Origin of the sequence: Ekhidna sp. (assembly GCF_040223195.1) — a bacterium.
Classification (GTDB): Bacteria; Bacteroidota; Bacteroidia; order Cytophagales; family Cyclobacteriaceae; genus Ekhidna.
The window spans coordinates 16,621-30,894 of the sequence record NZ_JAVKDX010000004.1 but is presented as its reverse complement, the minus strand read 5'-3'; the positions used below and the strand labels follow the sequence as shown (position 1 = coordinate 30,894).

Annotated in this window: 11 protein-coding genes; 6 read left to right on the top strand and 5 right to left on the bottom strand. The window is 43.7% G+C overall.

The window, feature by feature from the left end; genetic code table 11:
* The first annotated feature begins 25 nt into the window (after positions 1 to 25).
* The gene (gene carB / locus RLN88_RS00950; protein WP_350219500.1) at positions 26 to 2,842 is read left to right on the top strand and encodes a carbamoyl-phosphate synthase large subunit; all 2,817 of its coding nucleotides are present in this window, start codon (positions 26 to 28) and stop codon (positions 2,840 to 2,842) included.
* 11 nt (positions 2,843 to 2,853) lie between these two features.
* Complete coding sequence (locus RLN88_RS00945; protein WP_350219499.1) at positions 2,854 to 3,099, top strand: hypothetical protein; 246 nt, start codon at positions 2,854 to 2,856, stop codon at positions 3,097 to 3,099.
* Between the two features lie 243 nt (positions 3,100 to 3,342).
* Here the strand turns inward: RLN88_RS00945 and RLN88_RS00940 are convergent, their stop codons facing one another.
* Together RLN88_RS00940 and RLN88_RS00935 are read right to left on the bottom strand one after the other, a co-directional pair.
* Complete coding sequence (locus RLN88_RS00940; protein ID WP_350219498.1) at positions 3,343 to 3,987, bottom strand: response regulator; 645 nt, start codon at positions 3,985 to 3,987, stop codon at positions 3,343 to 3,345.
* Between the two features lies 1 nt (position 3,988).
* Positions 3,989 to 5,944, bottom strand: coding sequence for a sensor histidine kinase (locus RLN88_RS00935; protein WP_350219497.1), 1,956 nt, complete (start codon positions 5,942 to 5,944; stop codon positions 3,989 to 3,991).
* 125 nt (positions 5,945 to 6,069) lie between these two features.
* Between RLN88_RS00935 and accD the strand changes: the two genes are divergently transcribed.
* The 3 genes from accD (at position 6,070) to RLN88_RS00920 (ending at position 9,536) form a co-directional block, all read left to right on the top strand.
* Positions 6,070 to 6,909, top strand: a complete 840-nt coding sequence (gene accD, locus RLN88_RS00930) for an acetyl-CoA carboxylase, carboxyltransferase subunit beta (protein ID WP_350219496.1) — start codon at positions 6,070 to 6,072, stop codon at positions 6,907 to 6,909.
* Between the two features lie 127 nt (positions 6,910 to 7,036).
* Complete coding sequence (gene nqrF / locus RLN88_RS00925) at positions 7,037 to 8,332, top strand: NADH:ubiquinone reductase (Na(+)-transporting) subunit F (protein WP_350219495.1); 1,296 nt, start codon at positions 7,037 to 7,039, stop codon at positions 8,330 to 8,332.
* A 67-nt stretch (positions 8,333 to 8,399) separates the two neighbouring features.
* Positions 8,400 to 9,536 (top strand): formimidoylglutamase, encoded by a 1,137-nt coding sequence (locus RLN88_RS00920; RefSeq protein WP_350219494.1) that lies wholly within the window; start codon positions 8,400 to 8,402, stop codon positions 9,534 to 9,536.
* Here RLN88_RS00920 and RLN88_RS00915 read toward each other — a convergent pair.
* Both RLN88_RS00915 and RLN88_RS00910 read right to left on the bottom strand, forming a co-directional pair.
* Positions 9,533 to 9,721 (bottom strand): PspC domain-containing protein, encoded by a 189-nt coding sequence (locus tag RLN88_RS00915; RefSeq protein WP_350219493.1) that lies wholly within the window; start codon positions 9,719 to 9,721, stop codon positions 9,533 to 9,535. The genes RLN88_RS00920 and RLN88_RS00915 overlap by 4 nt on opposite strands.
* A gap of 12 nt (positions 9,722 to 9,733) precedes the next feature.
* On the bottom strand, positions 9,734 to 9,964 hold the full coding sequence (locus RLN88_RS00910; protein ID WP_350219492.1) for a hypothetical protein: 231 nt from the start codon (positions 9,962 to 9,964) through the stop codon (positions 9,734 to 9,736).
* Between the two features lie 461 nt (positions 9,965 to 10,425).
* Between RLN88_RS00910 and RLN88_RS00905 the strand changes: the two genes are divergently transcribed.
* On the top strand, positions 10,426 to 13,677 hold the full coding sequence (locus RLN88_RS00905; RefSeq protein WP_350219491.1) for a PAS domain-containing sensor histidine kinase: 3,252 nt from the start codon (positions 10,426 to 10,428) through the stop codon (positions 13,675 to 13,677).
* On the opposite strand, the gene RLN88_RS00900 is transcribed toward RLN88_RS00905, so the two are convergent.
* Positions 13,661 to 14,257, bottom strand: a complete 597-nt coding sequence (locus RLN88_RS00900) for a LuxR C-terminal-related transcriptional regulator (RefSeq protein WP_350219490.1) — start codon at positions 14,255 to 14,257, stop codon at positions 13,661 to 13,663. The two genes, RLN88_RS00905 and RLN88_RS00900, sit on opposite strands and share 17 nt — an antisense overlap.
* Positions 14,258 to 14,274 lie beyond the last annotated feature (17 nt).

The following is a 14,274-nucleotide window of genomic DNA, read 5'->3' as shown; positions in this document are numbered from 1 at the left end:
GACTAACAGGAAATACACTCATCTCATGCCTAAAAACCCAAATATCAAATCAGTACTAATTATTGGAAGTGGACCCATTATCATCGGTCAGGCTTGCGAATTTGACTACTCAGGTTCTCAAGCTTCAAAGTCGTTGAGAGAGGAGGGAATTGAAGTTACCCTGATCAATTCCAACCCCGCCACGATTATGACCGACCCGGTTACTGCCGATAATGTGTACCTGAAGCCTTTGACCAAACAATCGATTCGTGAAATTCTGGAAGCACATCCGCAGATTGATGCGGTACTCCCCACCATGGGTGGACAGACTGCCCTGAATCTTGCGATTGATTGCGATAAAGCGGGCATTTGGGAGAAGTACAATGTGGAGATGATCGGGGTAAATATTGATGCAATTGAGACCACTGAGGACAGGGAAAAATTTCGTCATAAGATGATTGAGCTTGGAGTGGGCGTGTGTGAAGGGGAAACAGCCACCTCATTTTTGAAGGGAAAGGAGATCGCACAAAGAATTGGTTTTCCGCTCGTGATCCGTCCTTCCTATACCCTGGGCGGATATGGAGGCGGGTTTGTCAACTCTCCTGAGGAATTTGACAATGCCCTGAATGCAGGATTGCAGGCCTCCCCGATTCATGAGGTACTGGTGGAGCAAAGCATCCTCGGCTGGAAAGAATATGAGCTAGAGCTACTTAGGGACAACCTCGGAAACATTATCATCATCTGTTCGATCGAAAACTTCGACCCGATGGGCGTGCACACCGGTGACTCAATCACGGTGGCTCCTGCAATGACCCTGTCTGATACGGTGTATCAGAAAATGCGGGACATGGCCAAGAAGATGATGAACGGGATTGGTCACTTTGCCGGAGGGTGTAATGTTCAGTTCTCCGTCAACCCTGACACTGAAGATATCATCGGCATTGAAATTAACCCGAGGGTTTCCAGGTCTTCGGCACTTGCTTCCAAAGCTACCGGATACCCCATTGCAAAGATCGCTGCAAAACTGGCCATTGGGTACAACCTCGACGAGCTGAAAAATCAAATTACCAAGACAACCTCTGCTTTCTTCGAGCCGGCCATTGACTACACAATTGTAAAAGTACCACGCTGGAATTTCGACAAGTTCAAAGGCTCTGACCGAAGACTTGGACTTCAGATGAAGTCTGTGGGAGAAGCCATGGGAATTGGAAGAAACTTTCAGGAGGCACTTCAGAAGGCTTGCCAATCACTGGAAATCAAGCGAAACGGACTTGGGGCGGACGGACGTGAGTTGAAAGACCAGGAAGCGATCCTTCACAGCCTGGAAAATCCAAGCTGGAACAGGCTGTTCCATATTTATGATGCGTTCAAGCTCGGCATACCATTTAAGACGATTCACAAACTAACCAAGATTGATCCATGGTTCCTTAATCAAATTGAGGAATTGATCACACTGGAAAAGGAGATTGAGAAATATGATATAGGCTCTATCCCAAAAGAGCTGCTGATGGAGGCTAAGCAAAAGGGCTATGCGGATCGGCAGATTGCGCATCTTCTGAAATGCCTGGAGAGCGAGGTTTATAAGAAAAGAAATGATCTGGGCATCAAGCGTGTATACAAACTGGTGGACACTTGTGCGGCGGAGTTTGAAGCCCAGACCCCATACTATTACTCAACTTTTGAGGAAGAAAATGAGTCGGTAGTCACCGATAAGAAGAAAATCATTGTGCTTGGTTCCGGACCAAATCGTATCGGTCAGGGGATTGAGTTTGATTACTCCTGTGTGCATGGTGTGCTGGCAGCCAAAGAATGTGGCTATGAGACCATCATGATCAACTGCAACCCGGAAACGGTTTCCACGGATTTTGATGTAGCAGACAAGCTCTATTTCGAGCCGGTTTTCTGGGAACATATTTATGATATCATCCTTCATGAAAAGCCGGAAGGTGTGATCGTCCAGCTGGGTGGACAGACGGCATTGAAGTTGGCAGAGAAGCTGGAGCGATACGGGATCAAGATCATTGGGACAAGTTTCGAGGCATTGGATCTTGCTGAGGCAAGGGGACGATTCTCGGATCTTTTGAAAGAACAAAATATTCCTTATCCACTTTATGGAACCATCGAAAATGCCGAGGAGGCGGTAGAGCTTTCTAAGAAGCTTGGATTCCCCTTGCTGGTACGACCAAGCTATGTACTTGGGGGCCAAAGTATGAAAATCGTGATCAATGAGACCGAGCTTGAGCAGCATGTGGTAGACATCCTTAAAGACAAACCTGACGGTGAAATTCTTTTGGATCACTTTCTGGAAGGAGCGATTGAGGCTGAGGCAGATGCTATCTGTGATGGGGAAAATGTCTACATCATCGGCATCATGCAGCACATTGAGCCGGCAGGCATTCACTCGGGCGATTCATATGCGGTACTACCTCCTTATAACTTAGGTGATCTTGTAATGCGTCAGATTGAAGATTACACGAAAAAGATTGCCGTGGCACTGGAAACGGTCGGATTGATCAATATTCAATTCGCAATTAAAGATGATAAGGTCTACATCATTGAAGCCAATCCGAGAGCGTCACGAACGGTACCGTTCATTTGCAAGGCATATCGTGAGCCGTATGTAAACTATGCCACCAAAGTGATGCTGGGAGAGAAGAAGGTGACGGACTTTGACTTCAAACCTTACAAGAAAGGGTATGCGATTAAGGAGCCGGTGTTTTCGTTCCATAAATTTCCGAATGTAAACAAGGAGCTTGGGCCTGAAATGAAGTCTACAGGAGAGGCCATCTACTTCATAGATGACCTGATGGATGATTATTTCATGGAAATCTATGCTGAACGAAACTTGTACCTGAGCAGATAGGTTTAATAGGCATGCTGAAAGTAATCATCATACTTATCCTCATTGGATACGTTTTTTATCGAATCACATCGTTCCTTTTTTCGGGACTTTTTGGTGGCTTTACCCGACACCAGCAGTTTAATCGGCGACATTATTCTGATCAGCCCCGCAGATCACAGGATAGCAATCTGAACATTGACAACATTCCCGGGAACAGAGCCAAAAAAGGCGGTAGCTTCAGTGGGGGAGAATATGTCGATTATGAAGAGGTAAAATAAGGGGCCCAACCATAGACCCCTCTTTTTTCAACCAGCTAAAATGAAGTCCTAACGACTTCTACCAAAAAAATGATCATCAATATCATCATCTCAAACCTGAACAACAGATTCTTCAGTTTTGAGAAATACTCGTCAGTCAAATTCATAGAAAAAAGGTGATTATTTTTCAACTATAAAGTTGAAGTAATGAGCGACCAAACTCAATCGGGAATATTCCTGATTGTAGTTAAGGAAATACCCTAATCAAAGCTCTACGAACCGGTGTTTGATCGCATATTTGACCAAGTCTGCATTAGACTTGAATCCCAACTTATCATAGATTGATTTCTTATGTGCTTCCACGGTTTTCTTTGAAATGGAGAGATTTTCTGCTATTTCAGCGTAGGAATGACCTTCGGCAAATCCGATTAAAACTTCAATTTCACGGTCGGAAAGATCCATAGCTGAAGAGGCGTTTCGCAATTTGGCAGCCAGGGATTCATACACAGACGGAGAAATGGTTTTGCTAAAATACATCTGATCCCGGGCCACAGTTTCAAGGGCTTCCCAGAGCTCTTCTTTTGTGCAATCCTTGTGAAGGTAGCCATGAGCCCCGTTTTTAATGCTTGACTCTATGAAGTGGGCATTTACGTTTGCAGAGATCATCAGCACTTTGATTTCGTGGTGGTGTTTTTTGATGTTCTTCAGGCATTCCAACCCGGAAATTCCAGGAAGGTTGATGTCTAGGAGAATGAGGTCTGGCTGATCATTTTTTAGGAAATCAAGCAGCTCATTGTTTGATCCAACACTTCCAATTATTTCAAAGTGGTCATTTCCCATGAGTAGGGCGGTAAGACCCAGCCTCACTATTTCATGATCGTCCACAATTACCAACCTGATTTTATCCATGCTATGCAGCCCGTTTCAATGTGAACTTAAAGGTAGTGCCACTCCCTTTTTCACTTTCCACCCAAATATTGCCGCCATTTTTCTCCACAAATTCTTTGCAGAGGACCAACCCAAGCCCCGTCCCATCTTTATCTGTGACTGAGTTCTTATCAAAAAGATTGGTTACTTGCTCGGGAGTCATTCCTTGCCCGTCATCAGCGACCACAATTTCTATCAATTGTCCGTTTGGTTTTGATTCGATGGAAATGCGGCCATTGACCCGGGTGAATTTTACCGAATTGGAGATAAGGTTTCGTATGATAGAGAAGAGCATTTTATAGTCCGCAGTGACCTCTTCAGATTCATCAATCTTGTTTTCTATGGTTAATTGCTTTGCATCTGATGCCCCCTTGAAGAGCTCAATGGCCTCATTTGCCACTTCTTTCAATTTCACTTTTTCTGGATGAAAACGAAGGCTTCCCGATTCCGTGATGGACCATTCCAGCAGGTTTTGGAGTAGATCCAGAAGTTTGCTGGAGGAGGTATCTAGCTGCGAAATGAATAGATTTAGCTGATCTTCAGACATGGATTTGTAGTTTTCATCCAGTGCCTGGGCGATAGATTTAAAAGCGCTGAGGGGGTTTTTTATATCGTGGGCAATCATGGAAAACAGGCGATCCTTGGTGTGGTTTACCGCCTTCAACTGACGATTGATCTTCATGCGCTGGCGGTACAGGTAGAAGATGACTGCCCCCACTATGATGGTTAGTATAGCCAAAGTGGAAAGAAAGAAATTTCGTGTTTGGGCCTGCTCCAGCTCCAGGCTTTTTACTTCCTGCTCTGCGTTCAGTCTTGCAATCTCGTTTTCCTTTTCCTTGGTTTCATACTGCACATTCAGTTCCGAAATTTTGTCTGCTATCTCCCTGCTTCGGATGGAGTCATTGGCTGCTTGCCTGAGTTCAGTCCACTTGTAAGCATCGAGATAATTTCCCATGGCAGATTCAATCAGTGATTGAAGCATGTAGGCATTGGGCAGTTGACCATTAAACTCAAATCGCTTTGCCATTGTAATTCCCTCCTCGGCATATTTTTTTGCCAGTGTGATCTTCCCTTGTCGATAGTAGATGCTCGAAAGGGTGAGCAGGCTGGTGATGTGGGGGTCACGCTCTCCGAATTGATCGGCCAGTTTTATGGTTTTCAATGCATGCTCTGCAGCCTTGTCAAATTGATTCTGCTGAATCAAAATCTCCGTGGTATTTACATAGTTGTAGATAATTTGAGTAGTGTCCCTGATTTCCAAAAGCATCTGCAGTGCTTCCTGGTTATATAAAAAGGCCTTATCCAGCTCGCCCAGCGCTCGATAGACAATGGCCAGCAGGTTTGCTGTATACGAGATGTTTTTCTCGTCATTGAGACTTTCGTAAATATCCCTGGCCTCAAAAACTTTTTCCAGTGCCGTTTCATAATTTTTTAAGTCAAAATGAACCCCGGAAATGTTGGTCAAAATATCCGCTTCCCACTGCCTGTTTGGAACTGCGTCTGAATAGTTGAGAGCATTCAGGAAGTTGGCAAGCGCTCCATCCAAATCCCCACTGATTCTGGAGAGATTGCCCAGGCCATTGTAAGCACTGGAAATGAAAACACTATCCTGGCTAATAAGGCTTGCCTCCAGTGCCTTATTAAAATAAAACTTAGATGAGTCGATTTGCCCCAACATACCATGGCAAACACCCATTTTGTTGGCCGCCCGAATCTTGTTTTCGTCGCTTGCTTCTGGCGAAAGGGCATAAGCCTCTCTAACGTACACGAGCTTGTCGTTTGGGTTTTGGTACTGGTCCGCTATCAAAATGAGTGTCTTCACTTTCTCATTTGCACCCGATGCAGATTCCAATGCAGACCTCAGGCTATCCACTTTGTTTTGGGCTATAGTAGATGTAACCATTGACAGGAAAAGGACTAGACTAAGCGTTGACTTCATGCGATTTTAGTGATGGTGATTTTGACTTTAGCATGATACAATTTAGCAAAAATGGAAGATTGTTTTAGTTGATCCCTTTTCGCAATTATCATTTAGCTTTGCCGATTCACTGAGATAGAATTCGAATGGCGTGGTTTAAGCGACAAAGCAAAGGAATACTCACCAAGACGGAGGATAAGAAGGAAGTCCCGGATGGACTTTGGTACAAGACCCCAAGTGGCACAATCATTCATATGCGAGAGTTAAAAAACAATTCTTACGTATGCCCGGATGATGATTATCATGTGCGAATTGGTTCAAAAGAGTATTTCGAAATACTTTTTGATGACAATAAATTTACTGAGCTGGATGCCGATTTATCTTCGGGTGATCCACTCAAGTTTGAGGATACAAAGAAATACCCTGATCGTATTAAGTCCACCCAGAAGAAGACCCAATTAAAGGATGCAGTACGAAGCGCCACAGGGAAAATGAATGGACTGAACCTTGTGGTGTCTTGCATGGACTTTGCGTTCATTGGTGGGTCTATGGGATCAGTAGTGGGAGAGAAGATTGCTCGGGCCATTGACTATTCACTGAAGAATAAGATCCCCTTTCTAATGATATCGAAATCAGGTGGAGCCCGAATGATGGAAGCTGGATTTTCCCTGATGCAGATGGCAAAAACTTCAGCCAAGCTTGCGCTGCTATCAGAGGCCAAGATTCCATATATCTCACTATTGACAGATCCTACAACAGGTGGAGTTACGGCTTCTTATGCAATGCTTGGGGATTTCAATATTGCAGAGCCAGGAGCATTGATTGGCTTTGCCGGCCCACGAGTAATTCGTGAAACAATCGGTAAGGATTTACCTAAAGGATTCCAGAGTTCGGAGTTTGTATTGGATCACGGCTTTCTTGATTTCATTGTGGATAGGCGCCAGCTAAAAACCCGTCTTACTACTTTGTTAAAAATGTTGGATTAGACCAACATTTCACCTGATGATTGTGTTTAAAAATAAGGGATTAAAAAAGGTTCAATTAATCGGTAAGTATGGTTGGCCATATCAACTATATTTGCCCCTGATTTTTCAATAAAAAGGTTTTAGACATATGTCTTCAATTGTCATTACTTCCATCATCGCCTTCACAGCTTTAATACTCCTTTTGGTATTGATCCTGCTATTGGCGCAATCCAAGTTGGTTCAGTCAGGACCAGTAAAAATCACTGTAAATGGTGATTCAGACAACCCAATGGTCACTACTGCGGGATCTACTCTGCTATCCACGCTTTCAGCAAAGAGCGTATTCCTTCCTTCTGCATGCGGAGGTGGCGGTACCTGCGCCATGTGCAAGTGTAAAGTGATAGAAGGTGGGGGAGATGTGCTCCCTACAGAGGTGGGTCACCTGAGCAGAACCGAGCAAAAGGAAAACGTTCGTCTTGCTTGCCAGGTAAAGGTGAAGAATGACATGAAAATTGAGATTCCTGAAGAGATTTTCGGAATCAAGAAATGGGAGGCTACCGTAGTGAGAAACTACAACGTGGCATCCTTCATTAAAGAATTTGTGGTGTTACTTCCGGAGGATATGGATTATGAGGCCGGAGGGTACATTCAGATTGAAGTTCCAAAGTGCGAGGTAGACTTTAAAGACATTGATATCACTGCTCACCCGAAAGAGCATGATGATCCGAAGAAATTTCAAATGGAGTGGGACAAGTTTGGTCTTTGGGATCTGAAAATGAAAAACGATGAGACCATCGAGCGGGCATATTCCATGGCCTCTTACCCTGCAGAAGGGCGTGAGATCATGCTGAATGTGCGTATCGCTACCCCACCATGGGATAGAGCAAAAAACAACTGGATGAGTGTAAATCCAGGTATTGCATCATCTTACATTTTTGGTTTGAAGGAAGGTGACAAAGTGACCATTTCAGGCCCTTACGGAGAATTTTTCATTAATCCATCAGATGCAGAAATGTTGTATGTGGGTGGTGGAGCTGGTATGGCCCCAATGAGATCGCACCTATACCATCTGTTCAAAACTTTGAAAACCGGTAGAAAAGTGAGCTACTGGTACGGTGGTAGATCCAAAAGGGAGCTTTTCTATTTGGAGCATTTCTGGGAGCTGGAGAAAAGCTTCCCGAACTTCTCATTCCACATAGTACTTTCTGAGCCTCTGCCAGAGGATAATTGGAAAGCAAAACAAAGCATGGAAGATGAAGGGGATGGATTTGTTGGGTTCGTTCACCAAGCGGTAATTGATCATTATTTGAGCAAGCATGATCAGCCGGAAGAAATCGAGCTTTACTTCTGTGGGCCTCCTTTGATGAACCAGGCGGTTCAGAAAATGGGAGAGGATTTCGGAATCCCGGATGAGAACATCCGATTCGATGATTTCGGTGGATAATAAAAAGATTTCAATTCAAAGCCTCGCAGAAATGCGAGGCTTTTTTGTTTCTGGCTAAATTAGCTTCATGGACTTAAAGCTTTTTTTCAATCCCACTGTTGTAGATGTAGATCAAAATCCTGCGTCCTTTCAGTCTTCCATTTACATCAATCGACATAAGATGCCAGACCATGAGGGAATGGATATTGCCCTAATTGGACTTAGCGAATACCGTGGAGGAGATGAAAAGGCTGACGTCAAGTCTGCAGATGAGGTGAGAAAGCAAATGTATACTTTGAAAAAGGGCTATGGGGATTATGGAATCGTTGATTTGGGAAATTTCCGGAATGGCCCAACCCTTGAAGATACCTATCTGAGGTTGAAGGAAGTATGCGGATACCTCATGGAAAAAAGTATCGTCCCTGTCCTCTTTGGCGGAAGCCACGATCTTGATCTTGGGCAGTATTATGCATATGAGGCCTCTGAAAAACTGGTGTCTATCTTAAACATTGATAACCAGATGGATTTTGAAGAGGGCACTCCGGACAAGAGTCATATGGGCACGATTTTCAAGCATAGCCCCAATTATCTTTTTAGCTATTATCATCTGGCTTACCAAAGCTACCTGACGAATCAGAAGTCTATCGAACTGTTAGAGAGACTTTCATTTGAAGCCGTGAGGTTAGGCGTGGTAAAAGAAAATATCAAGGACATAGAGCCGCTTGTCAGAGACGCAGATATGCTCTCTTTTGACCTGTCGGCATTGCAAGCATTTTATGCACCCGGTGCGTCAAATTCCAAAGTTTATGGATTGACCGGTGAAGAGGCTTGTCAGTTGTGCTGGTATGCCGGACAAAATGAAAAGATGAGCTCGGTAGGGTTATATAATTATGATGCAGCCAGGGACTCGGACGATCGCAAGACGGCCTTTGTGCTCGCAACCATGATCTGGTATTTCATTGAGGGATACTATCACAGAAAGGGGGATAAAAACTTCAAATCCAATGACTACCTGATGTATGAAGTGCATATGGGAGGCGAGCCTGAAACCATCCGATTTTATAAAAGCAAGCTCTCTGAGAGATGGTGGATGGAGGTGCCCAATCCGGAAGCGGAAGGTCTCTTTAATCGAAACAGAATGATTGCCTGTAACTATAGTGACTATGATCTGGCACTAAAAGGCGAGCTGCCCGACCGGTGGATGAACTTCTACAATAGAGCTTAATACCGTGGTGGCATCACAATCCACAGGATGATGTAAACCAGCATACCCGGGAAACCAATACTTGCTATGGAGAGGATAATGTAAGCAATCCGAACCAGCGTAGGATCCCAGCCAAGATATTCTGCCAGGCCTGCACATACACCGCCCAGCATTCGATCATTTGATCTGAAAAGTCGTTTTGTCATTTCCATTCTACTTTAGTTTAAAGATGATATTTTTTTAGCAAAATCTTTAAAACTGATCATGTTGATTTGGTCAAGTAGTGTTTTGGAAGTGTTGGTGTCTACAGTTTGAATGTTGGTCGGTTCACTCAATAAGTCTGCTGAATAGAGCGACTTGGCATTGAGCGTCAAAAGACACGCGAGCAGGATGCCCAGCAAGATGAGCAGTGTTCGACTTAGGCGAATATTTGTTCGGTTGGTTGCCATGCCTATAATGATACAACCAGCATGCCAGAAAATCTAAATAATTGATTTATAGATATTTACAAATGCATTCAGAAAATTTATCGTTCGGTATTGAACAGCTAGAAATTGAGAACGAACACCATATAGATGGATTGCGCTTAGGTTCAGGAAATAAAAAAAGGTGTCTCCCTTGAGACACCTAAATCACCTAATCACACTGCTGAACGCATTGTATCCTTACACCTGGGATATTTTTTGTTTTGAATCCCAAAAATTTCTTCAAGGTTGCCGCCCCACTATCGTCTTTGTTTTTAGCACCCTCTTTCCTTGTTACAAAGAGACAAATACCGCGTTGAATGGAACGTCGGGGGTTATAGGGAATTTGGTTTAGTTAAAATGCCTATCGCAGTAATCAATCCAGAAATTGTCAGCTTCTTTCGCCTTATTCCCATAAATTTATCTGGATCGAATAGCCCTCTTTTTTGGAAACCGAGATAAACATATCGCACAAAAATGTTTTGGAGAGCATGCCATTTGGTGTGATTCAGGTTGATCTCTCGGGAATAATTGTCTATGCCAATCCATCCGCAATTCGATTAATTGGCGTAAAGGAAGCTTCTGATCTAATAGGCCGGCACTATGAAGAGGGCGAACAATTTGGGGAGGATCAAATGCCTTTATCCTCTAAGGATCATGCCTTTTATATTGTGTTAAAGGAGGGGAAAGTTGTCACTTCCAACCTGCAAGGTGCCATAGTTAATGGTCAACTTAGGTGGTTTTCTATCAATGCTGCGCCCATTTACGATGATGAAAACAACCTGATCGGAGGCATTTCTAATTTTGCCAATGTCACTGATAAGGTGGAGGGTGACAAGAAAAGAAGAGAAGAAGCCGGACGGTACAAAATTCTTGTGGAGAACATAAACGCTGTTGTCTGGGAGACAAAAATCGGTACCCAGACCTTCTCATACATTAGTCCCAAGGCTAGCGAATTGCTTGGATTTCCTAAGGAGGATTGGTTGAAGGAAGGATTCTGGCAGTCTCGATTGTACGAAGATGACAAAGTCCGTGTGATTGCTTACGAGCGTGATAAGGCACCCGATGTAGGTAGCTATCAATTGGAATATCGGCTGGTACACAAGGATGGAAGTATTGTTTGGGTGAGGGATTTGGTGGAAGTCGTGAAGGAAAACGGCCGACCTGACAAGCTTCGGGGATTGATCCTTAACATCACGGAGCGAAAGAATTCCCGATTGCTGTTGCGGGAGAGCGAGAAGCGATATAAGCAAATGATCACCGAGGCACCTTATGCGATCACCATCTATGACCGTCATGGGACACTCGTAGCAGCCAACTCCAAATGTGTGGATTACTGGCTGATTGATCCAAATGAATACATTGGCGTTTTTAATATTTTCCACAATGACGTCTTTACCAGCGAAAAGCAGAAGGAAACGATCAGACGGGCCTTCAGCGGCGAACAGGGAGAGGTCACGGCAGAAATTCCGCTGACCCACGCCGGAGAGAAAAAAACCTATCGGATTAAATATTATCCACTTTTTGATCAGGATGGATCGCTGGACAATGTGGTTTATTTCACGGAAGACATCACTGAATTTGTGGAGGCGGGAAGAAAAACCCAACGTGAGGAAGCGCTGAAGCAAGGAATCCTTGACGCTCTTGATCAGGCCATTCTGGTAGTGGATGAAAATGGAATTATTATAAGCACCAATCGAAACCTCAAATCCTACATCGAAGGGCAGCTCTATTCTGAGCTCAAAGTAGGACGCTCGGTTTTTGATTTTATCTCATACTTTGACGAGAGCTACGAATTGATCAATGGTTTGAAATCCATTTTAAATCACAAAGTAAAGATTCTTGACCATGAGATGAAGCTTGCCGATGGCAAATGGTATAACCTGAGAGCCACCCCCTTGGATGAACCTTTCGGGGCGGTCATAGCCTGGCAAAACATAAACACACGAAAGGAAATAGAGCTTGCCCTGGAGCGGTCATTGAAGAAGTATAGAAGTATCTATAACAAAGCTCCAGTGATGATGCACTCAATCAATGATAAAGTGGAGATCATAAGTGTGAGTGACTTTTGGCTGGAAAAAATGGGGTATGAGCGAAACGAGGTGATCGGGAAGTCGCCGCTGGATTTCATGGCTAAGGAATCAATAGCGGAACATGAAAAAAGCCTTGAGAAGTTGTTTAAGGATGGTTTTGTAAGAAATACTGCCTATAAGTATGTGAAAAAATCCGGTGAGGTCATGGATGTACTTCTTTCAGCAGTAGCGGAGTACGATGAAGATGGAAAATTTGAACGGTCTATTACGGGCATGCTGGATGTGACGGACTTAAAAAGGGCTGAAAGAAAGCTTCAGGATAGCCAGTCTAAGCTGCTGGAAGCGCAGCGTATTTCCAAGATAGCCAACTACGAATACGAAGTAGAAACCGGATATTTTACTCCATCGGAAGAGATGGTTTCACTTATGGGCATAGAGCTATCAGATAATCACGCCTCAGTCATTCAAAAGGTTATTTATCCCGAAGATTTGCCCGGCTTTTCTGAGACACTCGGAAATGCCATCAAGCAGGTAAAGGATTTTTATCACACGTTTAGAATCCGGCATTTAAAAACCAACAAAATCAAGTGGATTTCCGGAAGAGGCAGAATGCAATCTGACGGGAAGGGCTGGGTAACCAAAATGATCGGAACCCTGCAGGACGTGACAGAGCAGAAGCAGGCTGAGCTCAAAATCAAGCGGCTGACAGACAGGATTTTGCTTGCGACTGAGATCGCCAATCTGGGCGTTTGGGAATATGACCGGGAGACAGATGAGATTTTCTGGGAAGATCAGATGTACTCTATTTTCACCGATGCGAAGGAGCCCCAAAAACTGGCAGAATGCCAAAAATATTTGGTTGAGAGTGATCAGACTGTGTTCAGGGAAGGGCTTCAAATGATCAAGGATGGCATCAATTTTCTAGAGTCTGAAATCAATGTGATGGTCGAAGGTGAGGAAAAGTATCTTAGGTCATTTATTAGGGTTTTGAGAGATCAAAGCGGAAAAATGAAAGGTATGGTGGGAGTGTTGTATGACATCACCTTGGACAAAACCTTACAGAAAAGGCTCGAAAAATCACTGGATGAAAAGAATGTGCTGATCAAAGAGGTACATCACCGTGTGAAAAACAACATGCAGTTGATTTCATCTATTTTGGCATTGAAATCTTACGACCTGGAAACAGACAAGTCAAAAGCCATTTTTGATGAGGTGAACAATCGGATTAAAGCTATGTCGGTGATTCATGACAAACTTTATAAGTTTTATAATGTATCTGAAATTGACCTATCCGAGTACCTCCATCACATAGCTCAGGAGCTCCAGGTTTTGTTGGGATCATCCTATATCCGAATAGATGTAAGTTCTGAGCAGATTGTGATGGATGTGGAGAAGGCATTGCTCATCGGGTTGATGGTGAGCGAGATGGTAGGAAATGCCATCAAACATGGGTTTGAAAAAAATGAGGAAGGTACTATCACAATTCACTTTGCCAAGCAGCAGAAGAAGAATGTATTGCGAGTGGTCAATAATGGGAAGGAAGTGGAGTCTGATGTCCTTCAAAGCAGTTCGGGACTTGGAATATCGCTCATAAAAACGTTCGCCAAGCAGCTGATGGGCTCTATTGAGGTGGATCCGGAGAATGGATTTAAAGTGACTTTTTGAAGTCTGCCGAATAGTCCAAAAGTGTTTGAATAAGCCCGCTGGTCGTTTTGGATCCAATTTTCCTCATGATATTCCCTTTGTGTGCATTGATCGTCCGCACACTCAGATCCAGCCTAACGGCAATTTCCTCATTGGTCATATCCTGCATCATCAGCAGCAAGATCTCATTTTCCCGCTCTGTCAAAGAAGAAACCTTCTCCGATATCTCATTTGCCTTGTTGGAAAAGAGCATCCCGATCATCGTTTCATTATAGTAAATGTCTTTTTCCAAAGCTACCTGAATGGTCTTCATGATCTCCTCCGCCTCCATCGTGAGGGCGATGATCCCGTTCACGTCATATTTAGAGGTGTACTGAATAAGGAGCGGCTTGATTTCGTATGCAAAAAGCAGGATTGGAATCTCTACATCATACCTTTTGGCTTCATGGGGAGAGATGGTTTCTGAATCAATAATCACCATGTCCAAATGGTCTGAAAAATCCATGGCCATAGAGAGGGTATTAGGATATATTTCATCCAGCAGAAGAAATAAATAATTCGCAAGTGAAGTATTTTTTGATACGATGAAAATCTCCTTCATTTTGGAATTTGTTTCTG